Source organism: Streptomyces sp. NBC_00154 (genome assembly GCF_026342835.1).
In the GTDB taxonomy this organism is placed as follows: domain Bacteria; phylum Actinomycetota; class Actinomycetes; order Streptomycetales; family Streptomycetaceae; genus Streptomyces.
On sequence record NZ_JAPEMI010000001.1, the window covers coordinates 5882158 to 5903120 of the forward strand.

Genomic DNA, 20963 nt, shown 5'->3' on the forward strand with positions numbered 1-20963 from the left:
CGTTTTCCGGGTTTCCGGAAGCCCGCGTCCGTGTCTTCGGTTTCGGCGTTCCCTGTTGCGTTCCGCTTCATCTGTCGTCATCGACAGGCCCCGGAGTCCGTGCCCGAAGAGGCAGGAGGACCCGGTGGACACCGCAGCCGACAGCACCGCCATGGGCCGAGCGATCACGCTCGCCGCCCGCGGACTCGGCTCCACCAGCCCCAACCCGGTCGTCGGATGCGTGATTCTCGACGCCGAGGGACGTCCGGCCGGTGAAGGCTTCCACCAGCGTGCCGGGGGGCCACACGCCGAGATCCACGCCCTGCGTGCAGCAGGTGAGAAGGCCCGCGGCGGCACCGCGTACGTCACTCTCGAGCCCTGTAACCACACCGGTCGCACCGGCCCCTGCGCCCAGGCGCTGATCGAGGCCGGTGTCAGCCGTGTCGTGTACGCGGTGGCCGACCCGACCCCGCAGGCCACCGGAGGTGCGGACACCCTCCGCGCAGCCGGGATCAAGGCCGAACAGGGGCTTCTCGCCGATGAGGCCGAGGCGGGCAACGCCGCGTGGCTGACCTCGGTGCGGCTCGGCCGTCCGTACGTCCTGTGGAAGTACGCCGCGACGCTCGACGGCCGGATCGCCGCCGCCGACGCCACCAGCCGCTGGATCACCTCTCCCGAGTCGCGCGCCGACGTCCACCGGCTGCGTGCCGAGGCCGACGCCGTCGTGGTCGGCTCCGGCACCGCCCGTACCGACGACCCCCAGCTCGGTGTCCGGGGCATCGACGGCGCCGTGCAGCCGCTGCGCGTCGTCGTCGACACCGGCGCCACGGCGGTGCGCCCCGGCGCCCGTGTCCTCGACGACACGGCACCCACCCTGGTCGCGGTCGCCGAGGACGCCGACACCGGCCATCTCCCCGAGGAGACCGTGCTGCGGCTGCCGCGTGCCGCCACCGGCCCCGGCCTGGACCTGCACGCCCTGCTCGCCGCCCTGCACTCGCGCGGCGTCCGCTCCGTACTTCTCGAAGGCGGCCCGACCCTGGCCGGGGCCTTCGTCGCGGCGGGAACGGTCGACAAGGTCGTCGGCTATCTCGCCCCCGTGCTCCTCGGCGCCGGCCCCGCGGCCCTCGCCGACGCCGGAATCTCCACCATCGCCCAGGCGTTGCGCCTCGACGTGACCGAGACCGTACGCATCGGCCCCGATCTGCGCATCACCGCCGTCCCCGGCCCTGCCCGGAAGGGAAACTGAGTGTTCACCGGAATTGTCGAAGAACTGGGTGAGGTCACCGCCGTCGAGAAGCTCGGCGACGCCTCCCGATTCCGCCTGCGCGGTCCCGTAGTCACCGAAGGCGCCAAGCACGGCGACTCCATCGCCGTCAACGGTGTCTGCCTCACCGTCGTCGACCTCGGCGACGGCGAGTTCACCGCCGATGTGATGGCCGAGACCCTGAACCGGTCCAGTCTCGGCGCACTGGAGACCGGCTCCCGGGTCAACCTGGAGCGCCCGATGGCGGTCGGCGGCAGGCTCGGTGGGCACATCGTCCAGGGCCATGTCGACGGCACGGGCCGCATCGTCGAGCGCAAGATCTCCGAGAACTGGGAGATCGTGAAGATCTCCCTCCCGGCGGAGCTGACCCGGTACGTGGTGGAGAAGGGCTCGATCACCGTCGACGGCGTGAGCCTGACCGTCGTCGACGCGGGACCCGACTACTTCACCATCAGCCTCATCCCCACCACCCTCGCCCTGACCACGCTCGGCATCAAGGAGCCCGGCGACCCGGTCAACCTCGAGGTGGACGTCATCGCGAAGTACGTCGAGCGGCTGCTCGGCGACCGGGACCGGGAGGACACGAAGTGAGCGCCGTCGGCTGGCTCAACTCGGAGGCCTTCGCCCTGTTCGGCCAGCACATCAAGTGGTCCGACATGATCGGCAACACGGTCGGGCTGGTCGCCCTCGCGCTCGGCTGGCGTCGCTCGATATGGACCTGGCCCGCCCAGCTGGTCTCCGGCCTGATCCTGCTGGCCGCCTTCGCCTCCGCCCACCTCTCGGGCAGTGCGGGCAAGCAGCTGGTGGTGATCGTCGTGGCCGCGTGGGGCTGGTGGTCGTGGAACCGCGGCAAGCAGCAGGCCCAGGACGGCTCCATCGCCGTACGGTTCGCCAGCTGGCGCGAGCGGGCCTTCCTGGTCGGCGGCGCCGCCCTCGGCACCCTCGCCGTCGGCGGGCTGTTCACCGCGTTCCCGACGCTGTCGTGGGACCCGTGGCCCGACGCCTACATCTTCGTCGGCACGATCGTCGCGATGTACGCCCAGGCGCGCGGCATGGTCGAGTTCTGGTTCGCCTGGCTGCTGGTCGACCTGGTCGGTGTGCCGCTGAACTTCGCCAACGGCTTCGCCTTCTCCGGCTTCGTCTACGTCATTTACGGCGCCCTCGTCCTGTGGGGCATGCGCGACTGGTGGCTGCGTACGCGGACACCTGCTCTGGAAGGAGCCACGGCATGACTGCCCAGCCCACCTGGTTGCACCCGGAACACGACAGCGTCGTCGAGGACCTCTCCCTCGACCCCGTCGAGCAGGCGATCCGCGACATCGCGGCCGGACGCCCCGTCGTCGTCGTCGACGACGAGGACCGGGAGAACGAGGGCGACCTCGTCATCGCGGCCGAGATGGCCACGCCCGAGATCGTCGCCTTCATGATGAGCGAATGCCGCGGCCTGATCTGCGCGCCGATGGAGAACGACGAACTGGAGCGGCTCGAACTGCCGCAGATGGTCACCCACAACACCGAGTCGATGCGCACGGCGTTCACCGTCTCGGTCGACGCCTCCGCGGCGCACGGCGTGACCACCGGCATCTCCGCCGCCGACCGGGCCACCACGCTCCGGATGCTGGCGGGCGGTCAGACGGGCCCCGCCGACTTCGTGCGCCCGGGTCACATCTTCCCGCTCCGCGCCCGGTCCGGCGGTGTGCTCGTCCGCAACGGCCACACCGAGGCCGCCGTCGACCTGGCCCGGCTCGCCGGGCTGCGGCCCGCCGGTGCGATCGTCGAGATCGCCGGCGAGGACGGGGTGATGCTGCGTCTGCCCGAGCTGGTGCCGTTCGCCCGCAAGCACGGCCTCACGATCATCTCGATCGAGGACCTGATCGCCTACCGCCGCTCCTCCGAGCCGACCGTCCGCCGCGAGGCGGAGGTCCGGCTGCCGACATCGTTCGGCGAGTTCACCGCGTACGGCTACCGCTCCACCGTCGACGGTGTCGAGCATGTCGCGCTCGTCCACGGCGACCTCGGTGACGGCGACGACGTTCTCGTCCGGGTCCACTCCGAGTGCCTGACCGGTGACATCTTCCAGTCCCAGCGCTGCGACTGCGGCCCCCAGCTGCACGCGTCCATGGCGCGCATCACCGACGAGGGCCGAGGTGTCGTCGTCTACCTGCGCGGCCACGAGGGCCGCGGCATCGGCCTGCTCTCCAAGCTGCGGGCGTACGAACTCCAGGAGCACGGTGTCGACACCCTCGACGCCAACCTGGAGCTCGGCCTGCCCGCCGACGCCCGGGACTACGGGGCAGGCGCCCAGATCCTCAAGGACCTCGGCGTCCGCGGCGTCCGGCTGATGACCAACAACCCCGACAAGACCGCCGCGCTCCTGCGGCACGGCCTCGCGATCACCGGCCGCGAGCCGATGCCCGTCCAGGCCGGCGAGCACAACCTGCGGTACCTGCGCACCAAGCGGGACCGCATGGGACACGACCTGCCCTGGCTCGACGCCGCCCCGGTGTCGACCTGCGGCAACCAGTAACGACCACGAAAACAGGCGGTAGGAGAAACATGAGCGGCAAGGGCGCACCCGAACTGTCCGTACGCAACTGCGGTGACCTGCGAGTGGCGGTGATCGCCGCCCAGTGGCACGAGAAGGTCATGGACGGCCTCGTCGACGGCGCACTGCGTGCCCTGCACGACCTCGGCATCGACGAGCCGACGCTGCTCCGGGTCCCCGGCAGCTTCGAGCTCCCGGTCGTCGCCAAGGTGCTGGCCGGCCGCGGCTACGACGCGATCGTCGCCCTCGGCGTAATCATCCGCGGCGGCACGCCCCACTTCGAGTACGTGTCCCACGGCGTCACCAACGGCCTCACCCAGGTCGCCGTCGACACCGGGGTCCCGGTCGGCTTCGGCGTACTGACCTGTGACACCGAGGAGCAGGCGCTCGACCGGGCCGGCCTCGAAGGGTCCAACGAGGACAAGGGGCACGAAGCGGTCACCGCGGCCGTCGCCACCGCTGCCACGCTGCGCACCGTCAGCGAGCCCTGGCGCTGAGCGAGGGTGCGGCACCCCGTAGTCTAAGAACCATCATGGCGAACAAAACCTTCGAAGAGCTCTTCGCCGAGCTGCAGCTCAAGGCCGCCAACGGCGACCCCTCGACCTCCCGCACCGCCGAGCTGGTGGACAAGGGAGTCCATGCCATCGGCAAGAAGGTCGTCGAGGAGGCCGCCGAAGTCTGGATGGCCGCCGAGCACGAGAGCAAGGACGCCGCCGCCGAGGAGATCTCGCAGCTGCTGTACCACGTCCAGGTGATGATGGTCGCCCGCGGAATCTCCCTCGACGACGTCTACGCACACCTCTGAGCACGACCGCCGCACACCCTTACATCCGCACGACCGCACAAGACTCCTCCTCGCAAAGGAAACCTGACCTCATGCTGCGCATCGCCGTCCCCAACAAGGGTTCACTCTCCGGGCCTGCGATGGCGATGCTCCATGAGGCCGGCTACCAGCAGCGCAAGGAGTCGAAGGAACTCGTCCTCGTCGACCCCGAGAACGAGGTCGAGTTCTTCTACCTGCGGCCGCGCGACATCGCGATCTACGTCAGCTCCGGCCGCCTCGACATCGGCATCACCGGCCGCGACCTGCTGCTGGACTCCGGGGCCGATTCCGAGGAGATCCTCCAGCTCGGCTTCGCACGCTCCACCTTCCGTTACGCCACCAAGCCCGGCACGGCCCACGGCCCGCAGGATTTCGACGGCATGACCATCGCCACCTCCTACGAGGGCATCGTCGCCAAGCACCTCGCCGACGTGGGCGTCACCGCCTCCGTCGTCCACCTCGACGGCGCGGTCGAGACCGCCGTCGAGCTCGGGGTCGCCCAGGTCATCGCCGATGTGGTGGAGACCGGCACCAGCCTGCGCAACGCCGGACTCGAAGTGATCGGCGAGCCGATCATGAAGTCGGAGGCCGTCGTCATCCGCCGTACGGGTGCTCCCCAGGACGACCCCAAGGTGCAGCAGTTCCTCCGCCGCCTGCAGGGCGTGCTGGTCGCCCGCAGCTACGTGATGATGGACTACGACTGCCGCGTCGAGCACCTGGAGCGCGCGGTCGCCCTCACCCCGGGCCTGGAGTCGCCGACCATCTCCCCGCTGCACCACGAGGGGTGGGTCGCCGTCCGCTCCATGGTCGCCGCCAAGGAGGCCCAGCGGATCATGGACGACCTGTACGAGCTCGGCGCCCGCGCCATTCTCACGACAGCCATCCACGCCTGCCGCCTCTGACGGCCGGACAGCCAGCGACCACCGGCAGCCAGACCCACCGGAAGACAGAAGAAAACCATGTCCGCCCCCGCGCCCCGGCCCGAACTCCCCACTCTCCCGGTCACCTTCCGGCCGACCCGTACCCGGGTGGTCCTGCTGACCGTGGGAGCGGCGATGTTCGTCGTCATCACCGTCATCGCGATGAGCCTGGAGCAGCTGAGTCCGGGGGAGCGGGTCAGCTTCATCTTCACCGCGCTGCTCTTCTTCGCCGTCCTGGCGCTGCTCAGCCGCCCCAAGGTCGTCGCCGACGACCACGGGGTGACCGTGGTCAATCTCACCCGCACCCGACGGCTGTCCTGGGCGGAGATCCTCCGCGTCAACCTGCGCGCCGGCGACCCGTGGGTCTTCCTCGATCTCAGCGACGGGACCAGCATGCCCGCCCTCGGCATCCAGCCCGGAATCGCCAAGGAACAGGCCATTCGCGACGCCGGTACGCTCCGCGCCCTCGCCGAGAATCACGGCTCGGGTACGGACAACGGCTGAGCCCCCTGCCCCGTTCGGCCACTTCTTGATTACTCTGGAGGGCGGTGGCGCTTTGTGCGCCCCGCCCCGCACAGAGGGCCCCTGAGGCCGGCGGGGCTTTCCTTCGACCCAAGGAGTGACTCCCTCCAGCAATGGACGGATCGTCCGGTAGTACCTGCGCCGCCCCATCCCAGGAGGCGGCGGCATGACCACCCCCTTGCTGCTTCTCAGTGCGGCATTCCTTCTCATCCTCGCCAACGGATTCTTCGTGGCAGCCGAGTTCGGGCTTGTCACGGTGGACCGGCCGGACGCCGAGCGCGCCGCCGCCGCGGGCGACCGGCGGGCCCGTACCGTCGTCGACGCCCTGCGCGAGCTCTCCTTCCAGCTCTCCGGCACCCAGCTCGGCATCACCATCACCTCACTGGTCGTCGGCATGCTGGCCGAGCCGGCCCTCGCCCAGCTGCTGGCCGGACCGCTCACCGCGACCGGACTCCCCGACGGGGCCGTACCCGGCGTCAGTGTGGTGATCGGGATGCTGGTCGCCTCCGCCGTCCAGATGGTGATCGGCGAGCTCGTACCGAAGAACTGGGCAGTCTCCCGGCCGCTCCAGGTCGCCCGGTTCGTCGCCGGCCCCCAGCACCGCTTCGCCAGTGCGCTGCGGCCGGTGATCACCCTGCTGAACACCGTCGCCAACCGGCTGGTGCGGCTGCTCGGCGTCGAACCCACCGACGAGCTGGCCTCCGCCCGCACCCCCGGTGAACTGGTCTCCCTGGCCCGGCACTCCGCCGAGGCCGGCACCCTCGAACAGGACACCGCGGATCTCTTCGTACGGACCCTGTCGCTCGCCGGACTCACCGCACAGCACGTCATGACCCCGCGCGTCAGGGTCAGCGCCCTGCAGTCGACCGCGACCGCGGCGGACGTCCTCAACCTCACCCGCGCCACCGGTCTCTCCCGTTTCCCGGTCTACCGGGACCGGATCGACGAGGTCGTCGGCATGATCCACCTCAAGGACGCGCTCGCCGTACCCGCCCAGGAGCGGCTGCGTACCACGGCAGGGCGGATCGCCGTACCGCCTCTCCTCGTCCCCGAGACGCTCCCCGTCGAACAGCTGCTCCAGCGCCTGCGCAAGGAGCAGCCCATCGCCGTCGTGGTCGACGAGTACGGCGGCACCGCCGGTGTCGTCACGCTCGAGGACATCATCGAGGAACTGGTCGGCGAGGTCAGGGACGAGCACGACGCGGAAGGCGCCGACCGGCCCGAACTGGCCGTCGCCGCCCCGGAGGACGGCCGTCCCGCCTGGGACGCCGAAGGCAGCTGCCGGGTCCTCACCCTGCGCCGGATAGGCCTTGACGTGCCGGAAGGACCGTACGAGACGGTGGCCGGACTGGTTGCCGATCTCCTCGGACGGATCCCCGCCCCCGGCGACCGGGCCGAACTGCCGGGCTGGCGGATCTCCGTCCGTCAGGTCGGTCACTACCGCGCCGAACAGGTCCGCTTCGTACGCATCGCCGATGTGCCGGAAACTGTCGACGCACCGTCGGCGGAACGCGGTGTCCTGGAGGCCGCACGATGAGCGTCGTCCAGTTGCTCTTCGCCGGGCTCCTCGTGCTGGCGAACGGTTTCTTCGTGGGTGCCGAGTTCGCACTCGTCTCCGTACGCCGCAGCCAGATCGAACCCCTCGCGGCGGCCGGATCGAGCAGAGCCCGTCAGGTGCTGTACGGCCTGGAGAACCTGCCGCAGATGATGGCCGCCGCGCAGTTCGGCATCACCCTCTGCTCACTGACCCTCGGCGCCGTCGCCGAACCGACCGTCGCCCACCTGCTGGAGCCGGTCTTCCACGCGGCGCACCTGCCCGAGGGCCTCGTCCACCCGCTCGGCTACGTCCTGGCGCTCGTCTTCGTGGTCTTCCTCCACCTCGTCATCGGCGAGATGGTCCCGAAGAACCTGGCCATGGCCGCCCCGGAGAAGACCTCGATGTGGCTCAGCCCCGGCCTGGTCGGCTTCGCCCGGCTCTGCCGCCCGGTCACCTCGGCACTGGGCGCCTGCGCCCGGCTCGTGCTCCGGCTGTTCCGCGTCGAACCCAAGGACGAGGTCGAGGCCGTCTTCACCAGCGAGCAGCTCAACCGGCTCGTCGAGGACTCCGGACAGGCCGGACTGCTCGAGCCGGAGGCGCAGGAGCGGCTGGAGGACGCGCTGGAGCTGGGCAGCAGGCCGGTCACCGATGTACTGCTCGACCGGGCCTCCCTGGTGACCGTGGACCCCTCGGTCACCCCGCACCGGATCGAGGAACTGACCGTACGGACCGGCTACTCGCGTTTCCCGGTCTGCGCGGAGGGCGGCGGCCCGTTCATGGGCTACCTGCACGTCAAGGACGTCCTCGATCTGGAGGACGGCGAACGGGCCGTTCCGCAACACGTTTGGCGCCCGATGGCGACGCTCCGGGCGGAACTCCCCCTGGACGACGCGCTGACGGTGATGCAGCGCGCGGCCACCCACCTTGCCCAGGTGGCCGACGCGTCGGGCCGGGTGCTGGGGCTCGTCGCGATGGAGGACGTCCTGGAAATGCTGGTGGGCGAGGTGCGCGACCCGGCGCATCGCGTCTCGGTACCCCGCCGGACGGTGGAGGCCGCACCGGCGGGTCCCGGCGTCGACGAACTCCACCCACTGGCGGCACGAACCTGACAACCGGGCCGGCCTCATCGCCGGACGGGAGCCACATCCGAGCCCGTCCGGCGTTCGAGGTCACACCGGTGGCCGGGCGGGCCCGGTGCTTGCAACCTGCCCCGCCGCACCGTCACAGCCCCGGAGGTTCCTGCGGCCCCCGGTCCACCGGCCCCCGGCCGGACAGGACCTCGCCGTACGCCTGCATCAGATCCGGCAGCCGCAGCGTCGCCAGATCGTCGCGCGTGGGTACCGCCGCGTATCCGGACAGCCGCAGATCCCGGTACGCGCAGCTCTTCTCGTACAACGTGCGCAGAAACCGCCCGTTGCCCAGCTCGTCGATCCAGCCCTGGTCGACGACATGGCCGCTGATCGAGCGCAGCTCCTCCAGGGACTCCTCGTCCCACACGTCGTCGTTGTCGGCGGCCAGCACCTCGCCGATCGAGGTGAGTTCCAGCGGCCGGTAGCTGGGGAAGTCCACCCGGGTGGTGAAGCGGGACGAGAGCCCGGGGTTGGTGGCCAGCAGCCGGTCCATGCCCTCGGGGTAGCCCGCGAGGATGACGACGAGATGGTCCCGGTTGTCCTCGGCCCGCTTGAGGAGCACCTGCAGAGCCTCGTCCCCGTACGCGTCACCCTTGCTGTAGCCGGAGTTGGAGAGGCTGTACGCCTCGTCGACGAACAGCACTCCGCCGAGCGCCGAGTCGATCAGCTCGTTGGCCTTGACCGCGGTCTGGCCGAGGAACTCGCCGACCAGATCGGAACGCTGGGCCTCGACGAGGTGGTCCCCGCCGAGCAGCCCCAATGCGTAGAAGACCCGGCCCAGGATCCGGGCCACCGTGGTCTTCCCGGTCCCGGAAGGCCCCGAGAAGATGAAGTGACGCTTGGGGGGCTGGACCAAAAGCCCCTCGCCGGCCCGCAGCCGCGCCATGTTCAGCTGCGCGGACAACGCCTTGACCTGGCGCTTGACGGGTTCGAGGCCGACCATCCGCTCCAGTTCCGCCAGCGCCTCGGCGAGCAGTACCGGATCGCTGGGCCCCGCCGGGAACGGCTGCGGCGACGACTGACCGGGCACCGCCGTCTTCTCCCGTGCCCCCGCCCCGTCGGCGGGAGGCAGTCCGCCGACACCCGGCAGGTTCTGCGGTTCGCCGCCGGGCCGCAGCTCCCGGCCGTCCACCAGATCGGTGCCGAGCAGCGAGTCACCGTCCTGCTGCGCCTCCGCGACCGTGCCGTCCATGCCGATCCCGGTCAGCGAAACGGAGGCGAGCCCCGACGCCTCGTCGGTGCCTTCGAGCCCGTCATAGTCCGCGATGGCGGCGAGCCGCGCCGAGGTGTCCATGAACGCCGGGTCGATCCGGTGCACCGCCCGGTAGAGCGGCAGTGCGGCCGCGCTGCGGCCGGTGCCCTCGTGCGCGCGGGCCAGCCAGTAGCGCAGCTCCTTGCGCTGAGGCTGTTCGCTGCGGCAGCGCATCAGTGCGGTGGAGAGCAGCGGCTCGGCCTGCCCGTACATTTCCAGCCGCACCCGCGCCATCCCGCCGAAGAGCCCTGCCTCGATGCCGAGCAGCGGATCGTCGACCAGCTGCTCGGTGTTGCGTACGAGCTGTTCCCAGTCCTTGACCAGATAGGACCGGCAGGCGTGCAGGAACCGCACCTGCGGGTCCGTGTCCACCGGCGGCAGTCCGGCCAACGCCCGGTCCAGCTCGGCGACATGACGCCCGTCCAGCCAGTGCGACGCGTGCGCGAGCAGCAGGTCGCGTGGGCTCTCCAGCACCGGTTGCACCCACCAGCCGAGCCAGTACCAGGAGTTGAGCGTGCGCCGATGGTGGGTGCGCTGCTCGCCGAACCGGTCGCGATGCCGGTACATCCGCAGCAGCGCGGTCGTTGTGTCGATGCGCAGGGCATGGAGGCCGAGCCAGGCATCCGCCATGCCGGGATCCAGACGCACCGCTGTTCTGAACTCCTCCTCGGCCTGCGGGTATGCGCCCATCGTGTAGGCGTCCACGCCGCGCAGCCAGGCGAGGTCGGCCGGGGCCTGTGCGCCCTGCGTGCCGATGTCCATCAGGTCCCCCACAAGCCGTACCCCAGGATGTCCCGCCGCACGACCGCCCGTCGAGGCGCGCTGAACCACTGTGCCACGGACGGGAATTGACCGCGCCGAAAGGCATCGTACCTGCGCAGGGAGTGCGCGACTAAGAGCGCCGCAGGCGGAACGGAGACCGTGACCGAGGGTAAGCGGAAGGTTGTGCACAGCAGCGCGAAAAGGGGTGCGGGGACAGAACGAAGCCCCCGATCACGGGGGAACAACCGGGGGCTTCGTGTCTGTGGGGGCTCCGAAAAGCCGCACATTGAGAACGTAAGACCTGTACCGCCCCCGGGTCAAGCACAGTTGGGGCACTTCCGGGCCGATTCCCGACTGCTCAGTACGTCGCCGCGGGAGGATCACGGTGGGTGACGGAATGGTTCGCTCCTGCTGTCGCGCGGGGTCCCTCCAGCCACTCGTACCCCACAGGCAACTGGCGTACCAGAGCATCCGCGTAGGGACGCGAGGGATCGGCGGCGAAATGTTCTTCCTCGGCCGCGGTCCACCCGTCCCAGAACGCCGAAAGTGCGGGCCCGTCCCGGCGCCGGCCCCGCTCCCACGACGCCGCGGGGCCGAGCTCCATCCACCACAGTCGTGCGAGATACGGGCGCAGCGCACGGCGACCCGCCCCCACCCCTTCGATCAGCACCACCGGCGCGGGTTCCAGAGTGCGCGGCGGGCCGAGGTGCCGAGCGGTCCAGTCGTACGGCGCATAGCGCGCGCTCTCGCCGCGTGACAGCGGCCCGATCACCTGCTCGCGCAGCCGGTCCACCCAGGAGAACAGCTCCTCGTGCGTGGCCAGATCGTCCAGCCGCAGTACGGGCGCGTCACCGAGCGCGGCCGAGAGGCGGGACGCGAGGGTGCTCTTGCCCGATCCTGCATGGCCGTCGACGCCGATCAGCCGGACCGGTCCGCAGGACGGCGCCAGGGTGCGCAGCCGGGAGGCACGGCGCGAGAGGTCGTTCATGAGGCCCAGCCTACGAGCCGGTCGGGAGCAACCGCAGGTCACGCCAGTGGACCAGACCAATATTGGTTCGGCGGCACACTGCGATTCGCTGGCCCAATCCGGCTGCGACCCGCAATAGTTGGCGCACTGTCGTGCACCCGCAGCCCCATTCCGCTTACGACCGGGGGTTTCGCCCATGAACCGACCGACCTCACGCAGAACTGTGCTGACCGCCGCGCTCGCGGTGGCGTCCGCCGCCGGTACGGCGTCGTCCGCCGGCTCCGCAGCCGCCGCGATCCCGGCCGCTGCCCCGCCCGACGCGGCTGCGGCAGCCGCTTCCCTCGTGGACAACCACTCCTGGAGTACGTACACCGACTGGCGCAGCGGCTGCGGAGCCGGGACCCGTGCCGTCGCGGGACGCAGGCCGGGTCTGGTGATCGACAAGCCCCGGGGGCGTACCGACTACACCGACCCGCACACCGGGAACACCGCCACCTGGGAGTACGCGACCTGGACCTCGCCCAGGCACCGGTCCGCGGTCCCGGCGACCGAGGTCATCGCGTCCTGGAACGCGGACACCCCGGCAGGCACCTGGATCCAGATCGAGCTGAGCGGCCGCTACTCGGACGGCACCGACACTCCCTGGTACGTGATGGGCCGCTGGGCGGCGGGTGACGGCGACATCCGCCGCACCTCCGTCGACGACCAGACCGACGGCAGGAGCTCCATCTGGACCGACACCTTCTCGGTGGACGACGCGGCGAGCGGGCTGCGGCTGGTCTCGTACGAGCTGCGACTCACCCTGTACCGCACCCCGGGCAGCAGCCTCACCCCGACCGTGTGGCGGCTCGGCGCGATGGCCTCGGACATCCCCGACCGCTTCACCGTGGAGCCCAGCGCCCCCGGCCTCGCGCGGGAGCTGCCGGTGCCGCGCTATTCGCAGAGCGTGCACGCGGGCCAGTACCCCGAGTACGACAACGGTGGCGAGGCGTGGTGCAGCCCCACCTCCTCGCAGATGATCATCGAGTACTGGGGTCGCAGGCCCACTGCCGAGGACCTGGCCTGGGTGAAGCCGGGCCTCGCCGACCCGCAGGTCTGCCATGCGGCCCGCTTCACGTACGACTACCAGTACGAGGGCTGCGGCAACTGGCCTTTCAACGCCGCCTATGCCGCCACGTACGACGACATGAGCGCCGTCGTGACGCGGCTGGGTTCGCTGACCGACCTGGAGACGCTGATCCGGGCCGGTATCCCGGCCATAACGTCGCAGTCCTTCCTCAAGGAGGAGCTGACCGGGGCCGGGTACGGGACCTCCGGTCATCTCATGACCGTGATCGGGTTCACGGCGGACGGTGATGTGATCGCCAACGACCCGGCCTCGCCGAGCGACGAGGCCGTCCGCCGGATCTACAAGCGGCACGAGTGGGAGACGATCTGGCTCCGCACCAAGCGCTACAACGCGAGCGGCAAAGTGGTGTCCGGCACAGGCGGCGTCTGCTACCTCTACTTCCCGGCACACCCGACGCCCGCCCAGCAGCGGGCTCTGGCGGCCGTCGGCATCCGCTGACGCGGTCCGGCGCTCCCGGGGCAGTGACCGATGTCATCTACCCCGGGGGCCTGACCGGCTGGCACTCTGGACGGGTCACGGGGGGACGTTCCCTGCCGGACGACCGAGCGAGATGCCATGACCGCGACCACCGCAACCACCGTCACTGCCCGCCGCCGCGCACGGACCGGAGGTCCCGAGGACCGGTCCAAGCTGCTGGAGAACGTCCTGGGCTGGACGCTCGTCGTCCTCATCGCCATGTTCGTCACCCAGGCCGGCCTCATGTGAGAAGCCGGCCGTCCGCGGAACGGGGCGGGAAGCCTCTCGGGCCCCCGCCCCTCGGGATCGCACGGTTGCGGCTAGTCGATCGCCTTGATCAGCTCGCCGTCGGCGGTGTCACCGCTCAACTCCCAGAAGAACGTGCCCCCGAGGCCCTGCTGGTTCTTGTAGTCCATCTTCGTGGCGATGGTGGCCGGGGTGTCGTAGCTCCACCAGTTGGTCCCGCAGTGCGCGTACGCCGTCCCGGCCACGGTGCCGGTCGCCGGGCAGCCGGCCTTGAGAACCTTGTAGTCCTCGATGCCCGCCTCGTACGTACCCGTGGCCGGCCCGGTCGCCGTACCACCCGGCGCGTCCTGCGTCACACCCGTCCAGCCGCGGCCGTAGAAACCGATCCCGAGCAGCAGCTTCGAGGCGGGGACGCCGAGGGCCTTGAGCTTGGTGACGGCGGCGTCGCTGGTGTAGCCCTCCTTGGGAATACCGGTGTACGAGGTCAGCGGGGAGTGCGGAGCCGTCGGGCCCTGCGCGTCCCAGGCGCCGAAGAAGTCGTACGTCATCGGGTTGTACCAGTCGACGTACTGCGCGGCGCCTCCGTAGTCGACGGCGTCGAGCTTGCCGCCGTCCGAGCCGTCGGCGGTGATGGCGGAGGTGACCAGGTTGCCCGTGCCGAACTTGGCGCGCAGCGCCGCCAGCACGTTGCCGTAGGCGTCACGGCCGCTGGTGTCGCAGGTCAGACCGCAGGCGTTGGGGTACTCCCAGTCGATGTCGATGCCGTCGAAGACATCGGCCCAGCGGGGGTCCTCCACCAGGTCGTAGCAGGACTGGGCGAATGCGGCCGGGTTCTTCGCCGCCTCACCGAAGCCGCCGGACCAGGTCCAGCCGCCGAACGACCAGATGACCTTCAGATTCGGGTGCAGCTTCTTCAGCTTGCGGAGCTGGTTGAAGCTGCCGCGCAGCGGCTGGTCCCAGGTGTCGGCGACGCCGTCGACCGACTGGTCGGCGGTGTACGCCTTCTCGTAGTCCGCGTAGCTGTCGCCGACCGCGCACTTGCCGCCGGTGACGTTGCCGAAGGCGTAGTTGATGTGTGTCAGCTCGTCGGCCGAGCCCGAGGTCTCGATGTTCTTGACGTGGTAATTGCGCTGGTAGACACCCCAGTCGGTGAAGTATCCGACCACCTTGCTGCCGGCCGCTGCGGTGGCGGCTTCGGTGGCCGCGCCGGCCGACGCCGGGCCTGCGGCACCGAGGAGGGTGGCGCCGAGGGCGGCGGTACAGACGGCAGCGGCGAGCGCCCGGAACCGGGCGCGGGGACGGTGAAGTCCGATCATCGTGGCTCCTCGTGGGGGAGGGGGCTTGCGAGTGGGGGGACGTACGGCCGACCCCGCGCAGAATTGGCATGAACGCGATAAGGTCGGCCGGGTTGGAACCGTAGATGGACTAGACCAGTTGGGTCAATGGTTCGGACCATTGCGATGGCAACCCGGCCCCGCACGGGCCGCCCGGCCGCCCGCTCCGGCACCCGGTGACGGATACCGTCCGATCGGGCATACTCGACCCGCCACAGCCGCTGGCCAGCAACTCTCGTAATCCGGGAGGGCAGCATCGGCTGGGCAGTAGTGCTTGTCCGGGCCCCGGCCCGGAATTCCCCGGCGGCGCCGCTCACACCCCGCGCGCGCGACCGCCGCAACGCCCGACAGGGAGGAGAGCGCCGTCATGTCCGACCGTGCCCCGCAGTTGGTGGAGCGTCGTCTGCCCACCGAGGAGTCCAGGCAGCTCGTCGCGCTGGTCCGCGACATCGTCCAGCGGGAGATCGCGCCACGGGCGGCGGAGGAGGAGGACGCCGGCCGGTTCCCGCGCGAAGTCTTCACCCTGCTCTCCGAGTCCGGACTCCTCGGTCTGCCGTACGACTCCGCCTACGGCGGCGGAGACCAGCCGTACGAGGTCTACCTCCAGGTCCTCGAAGAACTCGCGGCCGCCCGGCTCACCGTCGGTCTCGGCGTCAGTGTCCACTCGCTCGCCTGTCACGCCCTCGCCGGATACGGCACCAAGGAGCAGCAGGCGGAACATCTGCCGGCGATGCTGGGAGGCGGCCTGCTGGGCGCCTACTGCCTCTCGGAGCCCGCCTCGGGCTCCGATGCCGCCTCACTCCGTACGAAGGCCGTACGGGACGGCGACGACTGGGTCATCACCGGTACCAAGGCGTGGATCACCCATGGCGGGATCGCCGACTTCTACACGGTCCTGGCGCGTAGCGGCGTCGAGGGTGCCCGCGGCATCACCGCCTTCCTGGTCCCCGGCGACGCCGAGGGGCTGAACGCGGCCCTCCCCGAGAAGAAGATGGGCATGAAGGGCTCGCCCACCGCCCAACTGCATTTCGACGGCGTACGGGTGTCCGACGCGCGCCGGATCGGTGAGGAGGGGCAGGGTTTCGCCATCGCCCTGTCGGCGCTCGACTCCGGGCGCCTCGGTATCGCCGCCTGCGCCATCGGTGTTGCGCAGGCGGCCCTGAACGAGGCCGTCGGATACGCCACCGGGCGGCAGCAGTTCGGCCGTCCCATCGCGGACTTCCAGGGACTGCGGTTCATGCTCGCCGACATGGCCACCCAGATCGAGGCGGGCCGTGCGCTCTACCTGGAGGCGGCCAGGCTGCGTGACGCAGGCAGGCCGTTCTCCCGTCAGGCCGCCATGGCCAAGCTGTTCTGCACCGACGCGGCCATGCGGGTCACCGTCGACGCCGTCCAGGTCCTCGGCGGCTACGGCTACACCCTCGACTTCCCCGTCGAGCGGCTGATGCGCGAGGCGAAGGTGCTGCAGATCGTCGAGGGCACCAACCAGATTCAGCGCATGGTCATCGCGCGCCACCTCGCAGGTCCCGAGACGCGCTGAGCCGCAGCGGCCGGTCCGACCACACCGGCGTCGTCATGATCCGGTTCCACTCCTGGTCATGGCGGCCCGGCAGGGTCCGCCCGGTGGACTCCCAATGGCTCAGCATGGCCCGGTAGATGGGCGGATCGGTCGAATGCGGCACGGTGTGCGGCGGAGGGGGTGCGGGCGCAGACTTCGGTGCCGGCTGGGAGCCGGGCCGGGGAACCGATTCTTCGGAGGCCGGAGCGGCGAGACGGCGGCGACCGGGGCCGGCCGTTGAATGCAGCAGCGTCATGTCAGGCCAACGCCGTGGGGCGGGGCCGGGTCACTGCCGGGTGGATTCGAGCGCCCGTTCGCCAGGTTCCCCTGTCTCGCGGGCGTGGCTCGATGCTGCCCGCACCACGCCGGTCCGGCCGTCGTGGTGCAGTGCAGGTGTCTGTCAGGTGCCGCCGGAGGTCTCCGGCGGCAAGGACGGCCTTGTCGGCCGGCGTCGGGCCGTGTCAGGCCGCGTTACGACGCATCTGCGGGATCCGCAGCGGGCGCGAACCGGCACCACCGGCGTGCGAGAAGGGCTGCATCCGCCAGTCGAGCCCCTGAGGGAGCGTCAACAGCAGTGCCGTCTCCTGCTCGTGGAGTTCGAGCGACTCGTCGGCGGGACGCGTCTGCGCGACGCCGCGGCCGGTTCCGGCGCACACCGTGAGCACGAACGGGTTCCACGGGGTCGGGCACAGCGCGTGTTCCGGCAGCACATCCTCGTCGGCCAGCAGCGCGATCGGCTGCGCACAGTCCGGGCAGATCACCCGGTACATCTCAAAGGTGTCGTACGCGTCGGGAGCGGAGTCCTCGACGGGTTCAACAGGCTCCGGTTCGGTACGTCCGGTGAGCTTCAGGCTCTGCATGGAGAATCTCCCCCTCAGGTGGGCCGACAAGGCGCCGCGGCCTCGACCACAGCAAGCACTTCCCGTTGCGCATCGGCCGTAACCACGAGGTCGCCGGCTACCCACCCGTAAACCTGTGGCATTCGTCACATGCCCGGTGCAGGTGCCCTGTTCGGAGCCCCTACGACTGTGCCTGGAGGGACCCGGGGCCATAGGTTGACCGCATGGAGGAGCTGGACCGTCAGATTGTGGAGTTGCTCGTCAAGGACGGGCGGATGAGCTACACCGACCTGGGCAAGGCCACCGGCCTGTCCACCTCGGCCGTTCATCAGCGTGTCCGAAGGCTGGAGCAGCGCGGGGTGATCCGGGGCTATGCCGCGGTCGTCGACCCCGAGGCCGTCGGGCTGCCCCTCACCGCGTTCATCTCGGTGAAACCCTTCGACCCGAGTGCGCCGGACGACATCGCCGAGCGGCTCGCCGGCGTGCCCGAACTGGAGGCGTGCCACAGCGTCGCGGGCGACGAGAACTACATCCTCAAGGTGCGGGTCGCGACCCCGCTGGAGCTGGAGCACCTGCTCACCCGGATCCGTTCGCTCGCCGGAGTCTCCACCCGCACCACCGTGGTCCTCTCCACCCCGTACGAGGCACGGCCCCCGCAGATCTGAGACACGCCCGCCGCGGCACCCGAGGGGGGTGCGGACCGCGCCGCTCCGCGCAGGCGCGAGACTGGTGTCATGACCGAGAGCACCGCCCCCCAGAGCGAACACCGCACCGTGCTGCTGCGCGGTGGAGACGTCCACAGCCCCGCCGACCCCTTCGCCACCGCCATGGTCGTCGAACGCGGCCATGTCGCCTGGGTGGGCTCCGAAGGGGCCGCCGACGCCTTCGCGAGCGGCGTCGACGAAGTGATCGACCTCGAAGGGGCGCTGGTCACTCCGGCGTTCACCGACGCGCACGTCCACACCACATCGACCGGCCTGGCCCTCACCGGTCTGGATCTCTCCGGCGCCCGCACCCTTGCCGAGGCCCTCGACCTCGTTCGTACGCACACGGCCGCGCACCCCGCCGACCGGGTCGTCCTCGGCCACGGCTGGGACGCCACGCGCTGGCCGGAGCAGCGGCCCCCGTCGCGCGGCGAACTCGACGCGGCGGCCGGCGGCCGGCCCGTCTATCTGCCCCGGATCGATGTGCACTCCGCGGTCGTCACCACGGCCCTCCTCGATCTGGTCCCCGGCGTGACCGCACTGGCCGGCTACCACCCCGACGCCCCGCTGACCGGCGCCGCCCACCACGCGGTGCGTTCCGCCGCGCACGACGCCGTCTCGCCGCAGCAGCGCGCCGACGCCCAGCGCGCCGCCCTGGACCGCGCCGCCTCGCTCGGCATCGGCACCGTCCATGAGTGCGGCGGACCCGACATCTCCGACGAGGAGGACTTCACCGGGCTGCTGAAACTCGCCGCCGGGCGGCCGGGTCCGCGGGTCTTCGGCTACTGGGCCGAGCAGGTGGGCGACGAGAAGGACGCCCGCCGGATCCGCGAACTCGGCGCGATCGGCGCCGCCGGGGATCTCTTCGTCGACGGCTCCCTCGGCTCGCACACCGCTTGCCTGCACGAGCCGTACGCCGACGGTCCGGCCGGACGGACCGGTACCGCCCACCTGGACGCGGCGCAGATCGCGGCCCATGTCACCGCCTGCACCGAGGCCGGTCTGCAGGCCGGCTTCCACGCCATCGGCGACGCCGCGGTCTCCGCCGTGGTGGCCGGAGTCAGGGCCGCCTCCGAAACGCTCGGGCTGGCCCGCATCCGGGCCGCCCGGCACCGTGTCGAGCACGCCGAGATGCTCACCCCCGAGACCATCGCCGCCTTCGCGGAGCTGGGTCTGACCGCCTCCGTCCAGCCCGCCTTCGACGCGGCCTGGGGAGGCGAGGACGGCATGTACGCGCAGCGGCTCGGCGCCGAACGGGCCCGCACCCTGAACCCGTACGCGGGCCTCCTGCGGGCCGGCGTCCCCCTCGCCTTCGGCTCGGACAGCCCGGTGACCCCGCTGGACCCGTGGGGGACCGTACGGGCCGCCGCATTCCACCGCTCGCCCGAGCACCGGATCTCCGTGCGGGCGGGATTCACCGCGCACACCAGGGGCGGCTGGCGGGCCGTCGGCCGCGACGACGCGGGCACGCTGGTGCCCGGTGCACCTGCCGACTACGCCGTCTGGCGCACCGAGGAGCTTGTGGTCCAGGCCCCGGACGACCGGGTCGCCCGCTGGTCGACGGACCCGCGGTCCGGGACGCCCGGACTGCCGGACCTCACCCCTGGCGGTGAACTTCCGGTCTGCCTGCGTACCGTGATCTTCGGACAAACTGTCTACGTAAGGCCGAACGGGTGACGTCCGGACATTTCGTACCGCCGATCGAAGGCGCCGTCGCTTCCCCGCGACCTGGGAATCTCCGGTACTGACCAGGCGAGTTCGGTAAACGTTGCAGGTCAGATGGGTATTGACAGAAGGCGCCCACGGGCCGGTAGGTTCGGCCGAGTCCACCACAGGACGTCCGACCGGTTGAACCTCCACGCAGTCGTCGAACGCCGCTGGGTCATGGGGTGGTGTGCCGCACCGGTGCACCACCACTGACAGCCAGGTTCAGCGCCCGCGCCTCGGGGGCGAGGGAAGGTTCGAACCGGACGGCAGGTGCGACCCGGGTGGGGCCCGGACGTTCAGTAGACAACGGCTTTCGGTCGACCCGCAGCCAGCGGGACCCAGGTCGGCCCGAAGGACGCCGGGCCCCGATCCGCAGTTCCGTCCGAGCTTCTGTCCGCACTTCCTTCCTTCTGTCCGGCCCGGCTCCCGATACCTCCCTACCGCGTCGGTCCTCGGTCCCGTATGCGGTCGATATGGTGTGCACCTGCGTACGGACGTGAGGGGCAGTAAGTGAACGACGGCGGTCAGAGGCGATACGGCCCGCTCGGCAGAGCGTTGGTGATCATCCCGACCTACAACGAGGCCGAGAACATCAAGCCGATCGTCACCCGGGTGCGCACCGCAGTACCGGACGCGGCCATCCTGGTCGCCGACGACAACAGCCCCGACGGCACCGGCAAGATCGCCGACGAGCTCGCCGCCGCCGACAGCCAGGTGCAGGTACTGCACCGGCAGGCCAAGGAAGGGCTCGGTGCCGCATACCTGGCGGGCTTCCGCTGGGGTATCGAGCACGGCTACGGCGTCCTTGTCGAGATGGACGCCGACGGCTCCCACCAGCCCGAGGAACTGCCCCGGCTGCTCACCGCGCTCAAGGGCGCCGACCTGGTGCTCGGCTCGCGCTGGGTGCCGGGCGGGCGCGTGGTCAACTGGCCCAAGTCCCGCGAAATGATCTCCCGGGGCGGCAGCACGTACTCCCGGCTGCTGCTCGGGCTGCGGACCCGGGACGTCACCGGCGGCTACCGGGCCTTCCGGGCGGAGACCCTGCAGGGCATCGGCCTCGACGAGGTCGCCTCCCAGGGCTACTGCTTCCAGGTCGACCTGGCCCGTCGCGCCGTCGACGCGGGATACCACGTGGTCGAGGTCCCGATCACCTTCGTGGACCGCGAGGTCGGCGACTCCAAGATGAGCCGCGACATCCTCGTCGAGGCGCTGTGGCGGGTCACGGCGTGGGGCGTCACCGCCCGCACGAACCGGGTTCTGGGCCGCAAGCCCTCCTGATCGCCCTCACA

20 protein-coding genes are annotated in these 20963 nt (G+C 70.7%); 16 read left to right on the plus strand and 4 right to left on the minus strand.

Annotated features, from left to right (window positions below):
- The first annotated feature begins 124 nt into the window (after window positions 1–124).
- The 10 genes from ribD to OHA03_RS26440 all read left to right on the plus strand — a co-directional run bounded on the left by ribD (window position 125) and on the right by OHA03_RS26440 (window position 8699).
- Window positions 125–1225, plus strand: a complete 1101-nt coding sequence (ribD, locus tag OHA03_RS26395) for a bifunctional diaminohydroxyphosphoribosylaminopyrimidine deaminase/5-amino-6-(5-phosphoribosylamino)uracil reductase RibD (protein ID WP_267006240.1) — start codon at window positions 125–127, stop codon at window positions 1223–1225.
- Window positions 1226–1834, plus strand: coding sequence for a riboflavin synthase (locus OHA03_RS26400; protein ID WP_267006241.1), 609 nt, complete (start codon window positions 1226–1228; stop codon window positions 1832–1834). It begins immediately after the preceding gene.
- Complete coding sequence (locus OHA03_RS26405; RefSeq protein WP_267006242.1) at window positions 1831–2475, plus strand: nicotinamide mononucleotide transporter family protein; 645 nt, start codon at window positions 1831–1833, stop codon at window positions 2473–2475. Before OHA03_RS26400 ends, OHA03_RS26405 begins: the two co-directional genes overlap by 4 nt.
- The gene (locus OHA03_RS26410) at window positions 2472–3770 is read left to right on the plus strand and encodes a bifunctional 3,4-dihydroxy-2-butanone-4-phosphate synthase/GTP cyclohydrolase II (RefSeq protein ID WP_267006243.1); all 1299 of its coding nucleotides are present in this window, start codon (window positions 2472–2474) and stop codon (window positions 3768–3770) included. Before OHA03_RS26405 ends, OHA03_RS26410 begins: the two co-directional genes overlap by 4 nt.
- Window positions 3771–3799: 29 nt before the next feature.
- Window positions 3800–4285 (plus strand): 6,7-dimethyl-8-ribityllumazine synthase, encoded by a 486-nt coding sequence (ribH, locus tag OHA03_RS26415; protein WP_030919009.1) that lies wholly within the window; start codon window positions 3800–3802, stop codon window positions 4283–4285.
- A gap of 35 nt (window positions 4286–4320) precedes the next feature.
- Window positions 4321–4593, plus strand: coding sequence for a phosphoribosyl-ATP diphosphatase (locus OHA03_RS26420; RefSeq protein ID WP_018524273.1), 273 nt, complete (start codon window positions 4321–4323; stop codon window positions 4591–4593).
- 71 nt (window positions 4594–4664) lie between these two features.
- Entirely contained in the window at window positions 4665–5513 is an 849-nt protein-coding gene (gene hisG / locus OHA03_RS26425) for an ATP phosphoribosyltransferase (protein WP_267006244.1), read from the plus strand.
- Window positions 5514–5570: 57 nt separating this feature from the next.
- A complete protein-coding gene (locus tag OHA03_RS26430; RefSeq protein WP_267006245.1) occupies window positions 5571–6035 on the plus strand; it encodes a PH domain-containing protein in 465 nt (154 codons plus the stop codon).
- A gap of 184 nt (window positions 6036–6219) precedes the next feature.
- Window positions 6220–7590 (plus strand): hemolysin family protein, encoded by a 1371-nt coding sequence (locus OHA03_RS26435; RefSeq protein WP_267006246.1) that lies wholly within the window; start codon window positions 6220–6222, stop codon window positions 7588–7590.
- Window positions 7587–8699: a hemolysin family protein gene (locus OHA03_RS26440; protein ID WP_267006247.1), complete on the plus strand. Its 1113-nt coding sequence runs from the start codon at window positions 7587–7589 to the stop codon at window positions 8697–8699. The genes OHA03_RS26435 and OHA03_RS26440 overlap by 4 nt, the downstream gene beginning before the upstream one ends.
- Window positions 8700–8811: 112 nt before the next feature.
- On the opposite strand, the gene OHA03_RS26445 is transcribed toward OHA03_RS26440, so the two are convergent.
- Entirely contained in the window at window positions 8812–10734 is a 1923-nt protein-coding gene (locus tag OHA03_RS26445; RefSeq protein ID WP_267006248.1) for an AAA family ATPase, read from the minus strand.
- A 358-nt stretch (window positions 10735–11092) separates the two neighbouring features.
- Window positions 11093–11722, minus strand: a complete 630-nt coding sequence (locus tag OHA03_RS26450; protein ID WP_267006249.1) for a uridine kinase — start codon at window positions 11720–11722, stop codon at window positions 11093–11095.
- A 175-nt stretch (window positions 11723–11897) separates the two neighbouring features.
- Between OHA03_RS26450 and OHA03_RS26455 the strand changes: the two genes are divergently transcribed.
- Together OHA03_RS26455 and OHA03_RS26460 are read left to right on the plus strand one after the other, a co-directional pair.
- Window positions 11898–13268 carry a peptidase C39 family protein gene (locus tag OHA03_RS26455; RefSeq protein WP_267006250.1) on the plus strand — a complete coding sequence of 457 codons (1371 nt, stop codon included), beginning with the start codon at window positions 11898–11900 and terminating at the stop codon, window positions 13266–13268.
- A 117-nt stretch (window positions 13269–13385) separates the two neighbouring features.
- Entirely contained in the window at window positions 13386–13535 is a 150-nt protein-coding gene (locus OHA03_RS26460; protein WP_267006251.1) for an SCO1431 family membrane protein, read from the plus strand.
- Between the two features lie 71 nt (window positions 13536–13606).
- Here the strand turns inward: OHA03_RS26460 and OHA03_RS26465 are convergent, their stop codons facing one another.
- Window positions 13607–14848, minus strand: a complete 1242-nt coding sequence (locus OHA03_RS26465) for a glycoside hydrolase family 18 protein (protein WP_267006252.1) — start codon at window positions 14846–14848, stop codon at window positions 13607–13609.
- A gap of 385 nt (window positions 14849–15233) precedes the next feature.
- Here OHA03_RS26465 and OHA03_RS26470 point away from each other — a divergent pair, with 385 nt between their 5' ends.
- Window positions 15234–16406, plus strand: coding sequence for an acyl-CoA dehydrogenase family protein (locus tag OHA03_RS26470; RefSeq protein ID WP_267006253.1), 1173 nt, complete (start codon window positions 15234–15236; stop codon window positions 16404–16406).
- A 479-nt stretch (window positions 16407–16885) separates the two neighbouring features.
- On the opposite strand, the gene OHA03_RS26475 is transcribed toward OHA03_RS26470, so the two are convergent.
- A complete protein-coding gene (locus OHA03_RS26475; RefSeq protein WP_267006254.1) occupies window positions 16886–17284 on the minus strand; it encodes a hypothetical protein in 399 nt (132 codons plus the stop codon).
- A gap of 203 nt (window positions 17285–17487) precedes the next feature.
- Here OHA03_RS26475 and OHA03_RS26480 point away from each other — a divergent pair, with 203 nt between their 5' ends.
- The 3 genes from OHA03_RS26480 (at window position 17488) to OHA03_RS26490 (ending at window position 20952) form a co-directional block, all read left to right on the plus strand.
- The gene (locus OHA03_RS26480; RefSeq protein WP_024493538.1) at window positions 17488–17928 is read left to right on the plus strand and encodes an Lrp/AsnC family transcriptional regulator; all 441 of its coding nucleotides are present in this window, start codon (window positions 17488–17490) and stop codon (window positions 17926–17928) included.
- A 69-nt stretch (window positions 17929–17997) separates the two neighbouring features.
- Window positions 17998–19644, plus strand: coding sequence for an amidohydrolase (locus OHA03_RS26485; RefSeq protein ID WP_267006255.1), 1647 nt, complete (start codon window positions 17998–18000; stop codon window positions 19642–19644).
- Window positions 19645–20184: 540 nt separating this feature from the next.
- Entirely contained in the window at window positions 20185–20952 is a 768-nt protein-coding gene (locus tag OHA03_RS26490; RefSeq protein ID WP_267006256.1) for a polyprenol monophosphomannose synthase, read from the plus strand.
- Window positions 20953–20963: the final 11 nt, after the last annotated feature.